Annotated in this window: 9 protein-coding genes and 1 pseudogene; 4 read left to right on the plus strand and 6 right to left on the minus strand. The window is 70.0% G+C overall.

The genetic code is table 11. The features are described from left to right. Positions 1-13 precede the first annotated feature (13 nt). Positions 14-4,669 (minus strand): cation-translocating P-type ATPase, encoded by a 4,656-nt coding sequence (locus AV521_RS06240; RefSeq protein WP_076084574.1) that lies wholly within the window; start codon positions 4,667-4,669, stop codon positions 14-16. A 117-nt stretch (positions 4,670-4,786) separates the two neighbouring features. Beyond that, the gene (locus AV521_RS49120; protein ID WP_076084577.1) at positions 4,787-5,371 is read right to left on the minus strand and encodes a hypothetical protein; all 585 of its coding nucleotides are present in this window, start codon (positions 5,369-5,371) and stop codon (positions 4,787-4,789) included. Positions 5,372-5,826: 455 nt separating this feature from the next. On the opposite strand from AV521_RS49120, the gene AV521_RS06250 reads away from it, so the two are divergent. Together AV521_RS06250 and AV521_RS52585 are read left to right on the plus strand one after the other, a co-directional pair. Continuing rightward, positions 5,827-6,087: a hypothetical protein gene (locus tag AV521_RS06250; protein WP_076084580.1), complete on the plus strand. Its 261-nt coding sequence runs from the start codon at positions 5,827-5,829 to the stop codon at positions 6,085-6,087. 106 nt (positions 6,088-6,193) lie between these two features. Then, entirely contained in the window at positions 6,194-6,361 is a 168-nt protein-coding gene (locus tag AV521_RS52585) for an AAA-associated domain-containing protein (RefSeq protein WP_371917003.1), read from the plus strand. Between the two features lie 447 nt (positions 6,362-6,808). On the opposite strand, the pseudogene AV521_RS50525 reads toward AV521_RS52585, so the two are convergent. Both AV521_RS50525 and AV521_RS06265 read right to left on the minus strand, forming a co-directional pair. Continuing rightward, positions 6,809-7,318 (minus strand): annotated as a pseudogene (locus AV521_RS50525) (phosphoribosyltransferase); the annotation flags it as partial. A gap of 94 nt (positions 7,319-7,412) precedes the next feature. Next, the gene (locus AV521_RS06265; protein ID WP_076084583.1) at positions 7,413-8,192 is read right to left on the minus strand and encodes an SDR family NAD(P)-dependent oxidoreductase; all 780 of its coding nucleotides are present in this window, start codon (positions 8,190-8,192) and stop codon (positions 7,413-7,415) included. 1,704 nt (positions 8,193-9,896) lie between these two features. On the opposite strand from AV521_RS06265, the gene AV521_RS06270 reads away from it, so the two are divergent. Then, on the plus strand, positions 9,897-10,925 hold the full coding sequence (locus tag AV521_RS06270) for a 6-phosphofructokinase (RefSeq protein WP_076084587.1): 1,029 nt from the start codon (positions 9,897-9,899) through the stop codon (positions 10,923-10,925). An 18-nt stretch (positions 10,926-10,943) separates the two neighbouring features. On the opposite strand, the gene AV521_RS06275 is transcribed toward AV521_RS06270, so the two are convergent. After that, on the minus strand, positions 10,944-11,894 hold the full coding sequence (locus tag AV521_RS06275; RefSeq protein ID WP_256725450.1) for a universal stress protein: 951 nt from the start codon (positions 11,892-11,894) through the stop codon (positions 10,944-10,946). A gap of 290 nt (positions 11,895-12,184) precedes the next feature. On the opposite strand from AV521_RS06275, the gene AV521_RS06280 reads away from it, so the two are divergent. Continuing rightward, on the plus strand, positions 12,185-13,099 hold the full coding sequence (locus AV521_RS06280; protein WP_076084593.1) for a class I fructose-bisphosphate aldolase: 915 nt from the start codon (positions 12,185-12,187) through the stop codon (positions 13,097-13,099). A gap of 332 nt (positions 13,100-13,431) precedes the next feature. Here the strand turns inward: AV521_RS06280 and AV521_RS06285 are convergent, their stop codons facing one another. Continuing rightward, positions 13,432-13,803: a hypothetical protein gene (locus AV521_RS06285; protein WP_143658575.1), complete on the minus strand. Its 372-nt coding sequence runs from the start codon at positions 13,801-13,803 to the stop codon at positions 13,432-13,434. Positions 13,804-13,958: the final 155 nt, after the last annotated feature.

Below are 13,958 nucleotides of genomic sequence, written 5' to 3' on the forward strand. Positions count from 1 at the left end.
CGCGTGCGCCGCGTCAGGGGATGATCCGCACAGCGGGGCGCAATCGTGTGGTGAGGTCGGCCAGCAGCCGGTCGGCGTACGGGAGGACATAGGGGCCGAGAGAGGCGGCACCGATCGCGAGGGCCACGCCGGCCCAGGCGAGCGGGCCCAGTGGTGTGCAGTCGAAGAAGTGGCTGACGAGGGGGGTCTGGACGAGGGTGACGAGTACGGCTGCGGTGCCGAGGACGGTCGCCAGGATCAGTGGGCTGCTGCGGCGTCCGGCGATGGTCTGGGTGAGCTGGGCGCCGACCACGCCGCACAGGGCCATGGTGCTGGTGCGGCGCGCCGTACCCGGCGTGAGGGTGCCGATCAGCCAGGCGATGGCCGCGCCGATCCCGGTGATCAGTCCGCGGTGCCTGATCTGCCGGTTCAGCGGTCCGCCGAGGACGGCGAGGCCGACGGGGTGGTCGTCGGCCTCGGTCGGCTCGTGGGCGGGTTCCGGGGAGTGGGGGGTGACCGCAACCGCCATCGCCGGGAACATATCGGTGAGCAGGTTGACCAGCAGCAGCTGACGCGTCGAGAGCGGCGAGGTACCGGACAGCAGGGTGCCCAGGACCGAGAAGCCGACCTCGCCGGCGTTCCCGCCGAGCAGGATGCTGATCGCGTCGGCCACGCTGCGCCACAGGGCGCGGCCCTCGCCGATGGCGTCGATGAGGGCCGACAGATCGTCGTTGGTGATCACGAGGTCGGCGGCGTTGCGCGCGGCTGCCGATCCGCGTGTCGCGATGCCGACTCCGACGTCGGCGGCACGGATGGCTGCGGCGTCGTTGGCGCCGTCGCCGACCATGCCCACCACGCGTCCCGCCTCCCGCAGCGCCTCGACGACCTGGAGCTTCTGCTCGGGCGCCACGCGTGCCACGACGCCGCAGTCCTTGAGCAGGCGTGCCCGCCCTGCCCGGTCCTGTGCGGCCAGCTCGTCGCCCGTGACCACCGTGACATCCGGTGGCCAGCCGAGGGCGACGGCCACGGAGCGGGCGGTCTCCGGGTGGTCTCCGGTGAGCATCACGGGCCGTACGCCCGCCTCGCCGAGCCCGGCGACCAGCGGGGCGGAGCTGGCGCGAGGGGTGTCGGCAAGGGCCACGAAGCCGATGAGTTCCAGCAGTTCGAGGGGCGTGTCCAGGACCGTTGCCGCCTCCCCCGCCGCGAGCCGGCGCTGGGCCACGGCCAGCAGCCGCAGTCCCTGCGCGGCGAGGGCGTGGGCCGCGTCGAGGACTGCCGGCTCGGCATCGGGGCAGCAGGGCAGGACGACTTCCGGTGCGCCCTTGACGACCAGCAGATCCGCGCCGTCGTGGGCCTCGCCATCCGTCTGCGGGACCCGTCCCGCGGCGGCCGCGTAGCCCCGGCTCGCCTCGAACGGCTGGGCTCGCGTCGTGGTCCACCCTGTTTCGCGTGGGGCGGCCGCCAGGACGGCCTCGTCGGTGGCGTGCGCGTGGAAGACGGCCTGTTCGACGGCGCGCGGGCAGGCCCGGGCAGCGATACGGAGGACCGACTGGGCATCGGGGTCGGACACGGGGCGGTCGGCGCCTGCGGCGGTGAGGACGCGGATCACCCGCAGCCGGTTCTCGGTGAGGGTTCCGGTCTTGTCGAAGCACATGGTGTCCACGCGTCCGAGCGCCTCGAGGCTGCGCGGTGTGCGCACCAGGACGCCGAGTCTGCTGAGCCGTCGAGCCGCGGCCATCTGCGCCACTGTCGCCACCAGGGGCATTCCCTCGGGCACGGCGGCCACCGCGACCGCGAGACCGCCCTGGAGTGCGGTGCGCACTGGACGGCCGCGCAGGAGGGACAGGCCGGCCACCGCGGCGCCGCCGGCGAGGGTGAGGGGCAGCACCTGGCGGGTGAGCTGGTGCAGCCGTGCCTGGACTCCCGCCGAGGTGGGGACCCGGGCGGCGAGGGACGCGGCGCGGCCGGCCTCGGTCTGGTCGCCGGTGTGCACTACGACCGCACGCGCACGGCCTGCCACCACCGTGGTGCCCTCGAAGACCATGCAGCTGCGGTCGGCGACGACTGCCTGCGGCACGGGATCCACCTGCTTGCGGGTGGGCAGCGACTCGCCGGTCAGCGAGGACTCGTCCACCTCGAATCCGCTGACCTCCAGCAGCCGCGCATCGGCCGGGACCACGTCATTGGTGTGCAGCTCGATCACCTCGCCTGGCGACAGCCGCTGGGCATCGACGAGCAGCGCCTCACCGCCTGCGGTGTCGGCGACGCGCCGTGCCGTTCGCCGCTGCCCCCTGACCAGTGCGGACAACGCCTGCTCCGCGCGCAACCGCTGCACCCCGCCGACCAGGGCGTTCACCGTTACCGCACCGATGACGAGGAACGCGTCCACGGCCGATCCCAATAGCGCCGACGCGGTCGCGCCGACCACCAGTACGGGGGTGAACGGATCGTCGAGCTCTACCCACACGGCGCCCGCCAGCCGCGCACCCACCCGCGCCGGCGCGAACGCCCGGTACGCTACCGCGGCGCCCGCGGCACGTCCGGCCCGAGCCCGTACCACCGCCCATGCCGTGGGCGCAGCCCGCGACGCCTTCGCCAGCCGGGCCATCACGTCGTCGGGGCGCAGGGCATGCCAGGGCACCCGCGGTCTGGGGTGCGGGGTCGAACTGACGGCGACGGGCAGCGCGGTGAACCAGCCCGACACCAGGGACACGGCGGTCGCGAGGGTGACGGGGCTGAGCCGCAGTTCGAGGGGGAAGGGGATCCGTTGCGACCGTGCCCCGTGGGTGAGCACCAGGAGTTCGGCGAGCGCGGTGCCCGCCTCGGCGAGGAACCTGGCCCGTCGGCTGACCGCCCGCGCCCCGGGTACGGCGGACAGCAGCCGCCAGGCGCCCTCCAGCCCGCGCAGAGCCAGGATGTCCGCCCCCCAGACCACGGCACTGCGCTCGTCGGTGACAGCGACGGCGATGTCACTGCCGAGCAGCCCGTCGAGCACGTCGCGAACGGACTCCGTCAACTCTCCTTCGGCTGCGGATCGTTCGTGCGGGATGCGCGCCACTGTCAGGACGGTCCGGCCGCCATGCCGCAGCTCGGCCACCAGCTGGGCCAAGGGCACCTCGGCCGGGACGAGTTGGTCGGCCAGGCTTGTGAACTCGCCGAGCGTGTGGTCGTCCACCACCACGACGTGCAGCCCGGCCCGGCGCGCCGCGTCCAGCACGGCCTCGGCCATCGGGTCGACCTCCCACCCGACCAGGACGGTACCGACGTCGCTGCCGCGCACCGACGCGATCATCAGTCCGGTAGCCGACAGGTCTGTCTCCGCGGGCCCCGCCTCCCGAGCCCCTGCGCCCGGCGTCCTCTCGTCGGGCACCTGCCGCAGCCCGAGTCGCTGATCGAGCGACGGCTTTGCCCCGTCCTCCTGCGCGCTCAGAACCGCCGTGGCTTCCAGCCACAACCGGGTGCGATCCCAGCCGGGGACGCTGGGATGGACCTCCAGCACGGTGCGGCGCGTGCTGCGCAGCGCCTCGGGGTGCAGGACCACTGTGTCCACGAGTTCCAGCCGGCGCAGCCGTTCGGGGTCGCGGACCAGGACGTCCTCGCGCGCCAGGGCGGTGCCCAGCGCCGCGGTGAAGCCGGCCGGGCCGTAGCGCGCGGCCTTGGGGGAGCCACCCAGCGCCGCCTCGGCCGCCTCGTCGAGATCGCGGGTGAACAGGAACGTGGTGAGGCCGCCGAACAGCATCCCGTTGACCGCTGCGTCGGCGAACTCGTCGCCGGGACACGAACGCAGACACGGACGCTCGACGTCGCCTCCGGCAACCGTCAGCCGATACGGAGCACACAGCGTGTCGTGCACGGCGTCGAACGCCGCGAGCTGAGCCAATGACTCCGCCAACTGGACACCCCGCAGCGCCGCGTCGAGCAGCAGCGCACTCGGCGACTGCCCCATTCCGCAGACGGCCGCATGGGCCGCGGCCAGCAGCAGGTCGGCCGCGTCCGGACCCACCGTGCGGCTCAGCACCGTCCTGGCCCGTGAGTCCTCGCGCAGCACCACGACCGCGGCCACCAGGGCCTCCGGCGCACGCCGCAGAAACGCCAGCCGCGCCGCGAGGGCGACGGTGATGCCCGCTGCGTCGCACGCCAGGGCGAGAGCATGGGCGCGCACGCCCCCGGCAGCGCCGGGGTGGGCGTGTTCCAGCGTGTGCTCGCCGACGTGCACCAGCCCGTGCTCGGCGGCCAGTTCGGACACCCTGCCGACCAGCTCGTCGCCGACCGCGTCCTCGGCGGTCTGCACCACCAGCCGCTCCAGCCCGCCGTCCCAGTAAGCGAACAGGACGTCGGGGTGCTCGGCCAGCTCGACGGCCACCTTCCCGGCAGCTGCTTCCAGACGCTCCGCCGTGGGAGTCTCCAGGTTGGGGTGATGCCCCAGCGCCAGATGCATCCGGGTTCCGGCGCGCCAGTAACCGACCTGAGGGGTTGCCGCGTTACGGACGACCCTGCCGACCCGCCGCGTCGTCGCCGTCACCGCCGCCGCGCCGCTCGCAGCGCCGTGCACACCGGCCTGGACGAGGTCGGCGGCCAAGTGCACCGCGTCCGTGGCCGGCGGGACGATCCGGCGCGTGGCCTCCACGGAGGAAGCGACGGTGGCCTGGAGGGCCGCCACGGCAGGCAGCGTCAGCAGGCGGAGCAGCATCTGTCACCTTTACGGGCTTGCCGCTCGGGCCGCGGACGGAACGCTGGTCGCCGGGGACAGAACGGGGTCTCAGAAGGCGGGTCTCAGAAGGCGGGTCTCAGAAGGCGAAAGCCCGCGTCAGGACTTCTTCCGCCCGCGTGCCGTGGCAGGCGAGGCACTCGACCGGCTGGTGGCCGCGCGCTTGGACGAGGGGGACTTCGTCGTACCTGATGAGCTCGCCGACTTCGTCGGACGGGTCTTCGCCTTCGCCGACCCCGACGCCGCCTTGGCCGAGCGGCTCCTCGCCACCCTCGCTTCGGTCGACGCCTTGGCCGACCTCGCAGCCTGCTTCGCCCGCAGCCCTTCGGTACGGGACACCGTGGCTTCTCCAGCCGTCTCGGCGTCCTGGGGTCGCGGCTGCGTGAGCCACACCACCGCGGCGCCCACCGCGGCCACCGGCCACTCGACGACACCTGCCACGCCGAGCAGCCCGGCACCGGTGTACGCGGCGACTCGCCGCGCGTGGGGAGAGACGATCCCGACGGAATCCAGGACACCGTCGACTACTCCCTTGACCCGGTCGAAGCCGGGCCTGACCCTCTCGGCACCGGGAACCTTCTCGACGGCCGTCATCACCGTCTGCACGGGATGCGCCAGCGTGTCCTGGACAGGATGCTTCGCCTTGGTGTCCTCTGAAGCACGCGCATGGGAACTGACAGTCATGGTCGCTCTCCCTCTGTAGAGCAGGTGAGGCGCGGCCAAGCGCCGTGACGGCTCTCACCTTGACAAGATCATACAACTCCGGCAAGTCTGGGCATATCAGCGTGCCGCCGAGCGATGTAACCGGCGGCGGATACCGTGGACGGCCCGACGCCAGGATCTTCCGAGCCGGCGCGTCCGAGGGGACCAGCCGCCCGCCCCGACAGGGGCACGGCGAACCGCCGACCGACACCCGCGTGTGTCCAGGCCGCAAGGAGGTGAGGGCATGAGTACCCGGCCCAGTCCAGAGCCCAAATCCCCGACCCATGTCCATCACCGCCTGACCGCGGCTCCCGCGCTCGCCAGCTGACCTGCCGTACGCCGCGCCCCGCCCACCCGGCCGAGCCGTAGCGACGTGCGCAGCGACAGCGTCATGCGTACCGCAGGTGTCAGGCCCCTACCTCCCCGCGGAGGCCGCCATGCGCATCGAATTCACCTGGCCGCGCCCCGGCGCAGACGACCGCACCCTGACACTCACGCTCCCCGACATCCCCGTACTGCGACAAGCGGGCCGCCTGCTGGCTCCGGCCACCCTCCGCCGTGCCATCGCATCAGCAGGACCCTTCGTCACAGCTGCCGCCGACGCCACCGGCGCCGGTCCCACCACCCGCGCCGCCCTCCCATACGCCCTCCGCTTCGCATGCCAAGCACTCGACGGCGGCGCACCTCGGAGTTCGTAGCTGCCACTTCCTCGCCGGCGGCAGGTCTTCGCCCGCCACGTGGCGAAACGCGCCTCGCTGATCCGCGCTGTCGTCCAGGGACCAGACGGTCGCCGACGGCAACACCCTGCGCGAGGGCTTCTTCCTCGACCTGCTCCGTCGCGGCTTCTCCGCCGAGGAGGCCCGCAACCAGCTTCAGACCGCCGTCTACTGGGGCCGCCACGCCGAGCTGTACGACTACGATCGCGACGACGCTCGGCTCACTCTCGAACCCGGCGCTCAGAAGTACCTGTAAAGACGTGGGTGGTCAGTTCCGCTCGCGGTTGGCGGCGTCGGCCAGCAGGTGGGCCAGGTCCGCGGGCAAGTCGAGCTTGTGTTCCAGCCGGGCGGCGTCGTGCCCGTGGGTGGCGAAGATCCACGCGGTGTAGAGGCGGTTCAGGCTGGGTGCGCCCGGAGCGAGCAGGAGTGGGCGGACGGCGTCCATGGGGAAGCCGTCCAGGGCTCGGGCGGTGAACCACGCCTCGTCGACCGTCTCGGTCAGCTGCCGTCTGGCCTGACGCTGGGGACGGCGATGGCTGTGCACGACCGCCGCGACCATGACGAAGGCTGCGGTGGCGGTTCCGACCAGGGCACCGGCGACGATCGGCCGGTGGGCGCGCGGAGTAGTGGCCAGCGCGGTCATCTCCAGCGCCGTCAGCAACAGAACGCCGAGCACGGCGGTGCCCTCGCCGGTGTGGGCGAGCGCCTCCTCCAGGCAGGCGACGACCTCGTCGTCGTCGGTCTGGGAGAAGTCGGCGTAGAACTGCCCGATCGCGTAGAAGTTCCACGGCGTGTGCGGGCACACCAGCTCGTCGGCGTCAGCACCCAGGCGCGCGGTCCAGTCGTGCGGGGCCACGGGGACCGCCAGCACGACCCGTGCGGCCCCGCGAGCGCGGGCGATCTGACAGGCCGCGCGTGCCGTCGAACCGGTGGCGACCCCGTCGTCGATGACCAGTACCGTGCGGCCCGCCAGGGCCGCCGGTTCCCGTCTGCCCCGGTAGCGCCGTGCACGGCTTTCGAGTACCTCCCGTTCGCGTGCCTCGACCTCGGCCAACTCGTACGGGGTGACACGCGCCGCGCGCACCACCTCGTCGTTGATCACGCGGACGCCGCCTTCGCCGATGGCCCCCATGCCCAGCTCCGGCTGGAACGGTACGCCCAGTTTGCGTACCAGGCAGACGTCCAGCGGCGCGCCCAGCGCCTTGGCGACCTCGATGTGCATGCACCCGTACCTCCATCCTCACCCCAGTGGAGAACGAAGGCGCATCGCTGTGGGAGGTGCTCCTTGAGCCTCCGCCCCCTGCGGATCACTCGGCCGGGATCGGTCCGAGGTAGGTGCCGCCGGAGACGTCGATGGTCTGGCCGGTCACCCAGCGCCCCTGCGGGCCCGCCAGGAAGCCCACTACGTCTGCGACGTCCTCCGGCTCGCCGATCCGTCCGAGCGCGGTGATCGACTCAAGTCCGGCGACCGCCTCGGGAACCGCGGCGTAAGGGGCGATCATGTCGGTCAGCACCACCCCGGGTTCGACCGTGTTCACGGTGATCCCACGCCGACCCAGTTCGTTGGCGAGCGACGGGCCGAGCGCCGCCAGCGCAGCCTTGGTAACGGTGTAACCGATCTGGAGGGGGTTCGCGATCCGGGTGGCCGCGGAGCCCATGTTGACGATCCGTCCGCCGTCCCGCAGCAGCGGCAACGCCCGCTGGACCACGAAGACCGGAGTGCTCAGGTTGACTGCCAGCAGATGCTCGAACTCCTCCTCGGTGAGCTTCCCGATCGAAGTGGTCGAATGGATGCCCGCATTGTTGACCAGAATGTCCAGGCCGTCCGCGTCGTGGTCCGCCAGTCCGGCGGTGAGCCCCTCGAACAGCCGGTCCACCGCACCGCTCTCGCCGAAGCGGGCCTGCACCGCGAACGCCCGGCCGCCGCTCTCGGCGATCTTCCCTACGGTCTCGGCGGCGGCCGCGTCGTTGCCGCCGTAGTGGACCGCGACCAGCGCCCCCTCGGAGGCGAGCCGAAGGGCGACCGCGCGCCCGATCCCGCGCGAGCCGCCCGTCACCAGTGCGGTCTTGCCGTCCAGTTCGCCCACGATCGCCTCTTTCCCTCGTGATGCCCCAAGCTGAATCCGGGAACGATTCACCCTAACCAGCGGCTGCAAGAGGCAAGTTGTGGGCTGTGTCAGAACAAAAGATTTCGGTGCTCAGGGCAGAACCCTGCCGCCTGAAGTCTTCAGGGCGGTTGGACATGGGCGCTGCTGTCTGGCGGACGTGGTCGGCGGGAAGGGTTCGCCGCTGACCACGCCCGCGCCACCCGCCTCCTGCGTACCCTGCTCGTCCTGATGAACCTCTAAGTCAATCGCTGCAGATGATCTACTCCGCAGACTGCCGCGCACGTCCAGCGCGAGCACTGCGAGCACCCGTTACATCAGTCCTTTGACCTGCGACTTCAAGTTGGCGGAGGCTCCTTGTCCGTCATGGATCCGGGGTGTGTCCACCCGCGTGCGGACGGTGCACGGGATCAGCGTCACCGCGGCGGGACGCGATCGCGACGTGCGCGACACGGTGGTGAAGCGTAATGCCGCCAGAGGGCCAGTCGACGCACGATCCGGCGGCCGGAACTGCCACCACTGCCGCCGCCCTGGCCCGGCTGCCGGCCGCGGGCATGTGGATGCCGATAGGGACGCGAGGCCAACGGACCCCTCAGTGACGGCGTACTGACTGTCACCGGGCGCAATGCACAGTCCGCTGAGCTCCGGTATCCCTGCGGCAGCAAGCCAGGCCGCCGTGTTATCCGAACAGACGGCGGACCCGTATCGTGTCGATGCGCCGCCAGCCGAGCCTGAGTAGTAGCCCAAGCTCGTCCTTGCGGCCCCTGCTGCCACCCATCCCTGCGGAGACCCTGCCTCGCGCTGCGCGGCGCCGTGGCAGCCTGGCATCGCCTGCAGGCCGCGCGGAGCCGTTGCCGAGAGAGCCGGAAGTCCCCCGAACGGTCGGAGGCGTTCGGGGATGACTGAAGGTTTCCGGTCACAGCACTGGCAAGGAAGCGCTGCGATGGCCGGCCTGGCAGAGAGAACTCACGAAGAGCCGGGTGCGGGTGGTCACCCCGTGGCGGCTGCCGGTGACGTAAAGACGACGCGCCCGCCCACTCGGGTGTCGTTACCAGGACAAGGCCGCGAGGCACTCGATGCAGCGATGGCAAGGTCCACAGCCCGACACCACGGCTTTCTGCGGACGCCCCGGTCGGAGTAGGCCACCCCGCCGCCGCGCGCGACGCGGACCTGCTTGTCGTCGGCAGTCGCGGGTACGGTGCCCTTCACACGGTGCCTTCGTGGGAATGCCGCTCGGCTCCCCGGCTCAGCGCTGCCTCCGCCTCGTATCCTGTTCCGTGCTCGTCGTGCCTTCCGGAACGACCCATGGAGCTGGGGGAACGCGAGCCGACCGCCAAGAGTAGGACGCATGTTCGGTCGATGTGTCCCTGCTCCAGCCGCGCGGGTTCGTCAGCAAGCTGTAGACGGCGGCGAAGGCGCCGATCACGTTCGCCCTGCCCACGGCTTCGACGAGGTGCCGTAAACCTGCAGGCAGGGCTGCCGGCAACGATCCGGATCCACGGGAGCCGACGAGCGGGGAGCACACCGTGCACTCCGTCCCGGGTGGGTTCAAGCTGGAGATAGATCTCCATACGGGCACTGGCCCCGCTCAACGCCCGGCCGGTGGCGCCCGGGGTCGGAAACCGTGACACGCCGCCGTGCTGTGACATGCGTGAACACGATGTGCGAAGGCAAGGGAGAGCAATCATGCGGGTGGGAGTGCTGACCGGAGGAGGCGACTGCCCCGGTCTCAATGCGGTGATCCGCAGTGTCGTACGCAAAGGAGTGCAGGAGTACGCCTGGAAGTTCGTCGGGATCGTCGACGGCTGGGCTGGGCTGGTCAAGGACGTGACCATGGCATTGGACGTTCCGGCCGTGCGCGGAATCCTTCCGCTTGGCGGCACGATTCTCGGCTCCTCTCGCACCAACCCCCTCAGGCTTGAGGACGGCATCGACCGCATCAAGAACACTCTCAGCGTGCACAAGATCGACGCTCTCGTTGTGATCGGCGGCGAGGACACACTCAGCGTCGCGACCGCACTGTCGGATGCGGGGGTCAACCTGGTCGGCGTGCCCAAGACCATCGACAACGACGTGGGTGGCACTGACTACACCTTCGGCTTCGACACCGCCGTCAGCATCGCGACCGAGGCCATCGACCGCCTGCACACCACCGCGGAGTCCCACAAGCGCACACTCGTCGTCGAGGTGATGGGACGCCACTCCGGGTGGATCGCTCTGCACGCTGGCGTCGCCGGGGGCGCGAACGCCATCCTCATCCCGGAAGTGGAGTTCGATCTCGACCAGGTCTGCGCCTGGGTGGAGAAGCGTTTTGAGATCAACTATGCGCCGATCGTCGTCGTGGCGGAGGGAGCTGTTCCCAAGGCCGGACAGATGATGGTCAAGGACGAGTCGCGCGACGAGTTCGGGCATGTGCGCCTGTCCGGGATCGGTGACTGGCTGGCCCGGCAGGTCGAGCACCGCACCGAGAAGGAGGCCCGCACGACGGTTCTCGGTCACGTCCAGCGTGGTGGCACGCCGAGCGCGTATGACCGGTGGCTCGCCACACGCTTCGGTCTGCACGCCGTGGACGCGGTCAAGGACGGTGACTTCGGCACGATGACGGCTCTGCGCGGCACGGACATCACACGTATCCCGCTTGCTGACGCGACGAAGGCGACCAAGCGCGTCCCCGAAGAGCTGTACACGGAGTTCGACGTGTTCTTCGGCACCTGACGCTGCCACGTAGTGGCATCACGCATGCGGTACGACGACGACCGGGCAGCGAGAGTGATGCAGGACGGCGTGGGCCACGGAGCCCAGCCGCCGCTCGGCCGCCCGCGGGCTCGAGCGTCGGCCCAGGACGAGCAGGTCGGCTCTCTGTGAGGCGTTCACCAGGGCGTAGGCCGGGTGGAGAAGCACGACATCAGGCAGCACCGGGACTTCCGGATACTTGTCCTGCCAGCCTTGGAGCACGTCGGACAGCAGTTGGACTGTCTCGTCCTCCCACGCGGCCCGGTCTTCCTCGGGCACTCCGACCGCCGTCCACGAAGCATGGCCGGAGAGAGCCCACGCGTGCACGACACGCAATCGAGCGCCACGGAGCTCAGCGGCGCCGAACGCGAAGTCCAGGGGTGACTCGGCCGCGTGCCGTACGTCGACGCCCACGGTTACCTCGGCATCATGTGCTGCGGCGGCCGGTCTCCCGGGGACGACCACGACGGGGCAGGAGGCGCTGCTCGCCATCGCCAGTGCCGTCGAGCCCACGGCGAGGCCGTCGAACCCGCCTTCCCCTCGCGACCCGACGACGAGGAGTTCGGCTGTTTCGGAAGCCGAGAGCAAGGCAGCCGCGGCCGAGTCGGCAACCTGCACACTGCTCATCGCCACGCGGGGATACCGACTGGCAAGGTCGGTTTTCGCCCGCTGGAGCAGTGCCTCGCCGGTCTGCTGCCATGAGAAGGCAACCGGTTCATCGGTGGAGTCACGGGCGGGGACGGGTGCGGCATGCACGAGACGCAGCTCGAAGCCTCGAAGAGCTGCCTCCCCGGCGGCCCACTCGCCCGCAACGAGACTTTCCTGGGATCCGTCGATCCCGACTACGGCAGAGCGGCTCATCCTGTACTCCTTCCCGGCACCGCCTCGTGTGCATCCGGACAAGTGCTCTCTCGCCCTTGACGGAGGTGTCCCTCTCTTGGCGGTCGTCACCTCATCGTGACCATTGTGAATGTGGAACCGCGGTGACACCCGGCGAGGCGGCGGCGCCTCCGAGGGCGGGAGGGGCGGCTCAGGAGGTCCAGGACTTTGAGAAGCCCCATGTGATGCGGTCCGTGCCTGGAGCGGCCGTGTTCCCCGAGCGGCTGCGCCCGGCAGCGAAGATGCAGGGTTGAGGGGCACGCCTTCGGTCCAACGACGGCGTCCCGGACGCCCTGTCTGGTCCCGTACCGAGGGCCAAACGGCCCTGCCGGGCATTTCGCCACACATGTGACTCTTGTGGCATGAAGAGGCAACCAGGCAAAGGCATCAACGGCGCCGGCCTCGGCCCGGGGAAGAAGACCCGCCTCAACCGGATCCTTCACCACCACGGCCTGCGCAACGGTACTGCGATCTTCCTGCCCTACGACCATGGACTGGAACACGGCCCGCGGGACTTCTTCGACAACCCCGTCGTGAGCGACCCCGCGTACATCATCCGGCTCGCGTTGGAAGGAGGATTCAATGGGATCGCCATCCAGATCGGGCTGGCCGAGAAGTTTTACTGGGACTACGCCGGCGAGGTTCCCCTGATCCTGAAGCTGAACGGGAAAACCGACATCCCCTCCGACGCCGAGGCCCTCTCTCCGCTGCACGCGTCCGTTGCTGACGCGGTCCGCCTCGGAGCCGACGGCGTGGGCTACACGCTGTATGTCGGCAGCCCCGCCCAGGAAATCGACTTCCGGCAGCTTCGGCAGGTCCGGGAGGACGCGCAGCGGTTCGGAATGCCGCTGATCGTGTGGGCCTACCCGCGCGGGGCGGCGATCGAGGCCAAGGGGGGCAGGGATTCCTTCTATGCCGTCGACTACGCCGCACGAACGGCCAGCGAACTCGGCGCGGACATGGTCAAGGTGAACTTCCCCCACCCGGAGAAAGTGTCCGGAGTCAAGGACGCTTACCAACACGAATTCTCCCCCCAGCAGGCCATCAACGCCGTGGTGCGTTCGGCGAACCGCACCCTGGTACTGGTGTCCGGCGGGGAGAAGGCGGGCGACGAGGCCATGCTGGAGAAGACACGCCAGTCGATGGAGGCAGGCGCCACCGGGCTGATCTTCGGCCGCAACGTCTGGCAGCGTGAGCACGATGAATCGCTCCGATTTGTGGCCCGGCTCCAGGAAATACTCTCCAAATACCCCCAAGCAGGTGTACCCGGCGCCTGAGCCCCATGCAGTGGACGATGTCGCCACTGCGTCGAGAAGAAACCCTCCAGGAGGAGGTCCTGGACCGCGAGGTGACCCAAGATCCGTCTACAGCTGACGCAGCGGAATCGGGCGTGCTTCCGAACTCGGCCGAGAGCGCTTCGTGCCATTCTGAAGTCGGCGTTGTGTGAGCGTGGGCGTGCCCGGCTACATCTCCACGGGTGCGCCCTCCTGCTACGTTCTCGCTCCAGTCGGCCCTGCCCCTCGGCCGGGCTGACTGCCCATTCCATACGTTGGCGCCTTGGCGCAGTCCGGTGTGCGATGCGGATACCCGCGGAGCCTCATAGCAGGCATCACTGCATCGCCCGAGCCACTGCCTCACCATGGGCGACGAAAGACGAAATGTGCCCCGGCGCAGCGTCGCATTGAATCCGAACGGCCGATTCCTCCATCACCACGTGTCGTGGTCGTGTGCGTTGAGTGTGCACACCGTAGCTGGAAGGCAATATGCCGGAACTGTTGTTTTGCCTACTGCAGGTGTAGAGGACGCGGCAGGCGTGGAAGTAGCCGCGGACGATGCGGGGCTGTTTCTGGCGGCGGTGGAGGAAGCGGCGGGTCTCGCGGGCGAGGATGTCCTCCGAGCGGGGCGCGTGCGGCGTGGACATGACGCTTGACGTCAGGTGTAACTCGATGCGCTCGGCCTCATACACCATTCGAGTGGTCATGTCAGAATTCGACACTCAAGCCGACCGCGCTGCAGTGGGGCACATCTGACGGCATGCATCCTTATGTCGACATGTTCAACTGGGCGCCGAACGCAGAATTCTTATGAAGTTCGTGGACATGTAGATGCCCGCCAACCGGGCCGGATTGTCGACGG

The organism is Streptomyces sp. IMTB 2501, assembly GCF_001953885.1.
Classification (GTDB): domain Bacteria; phylum Actinomycetota; class Actinomycetes; order Streptomycetales; family Streptomycetaceae; genus Streptomyces.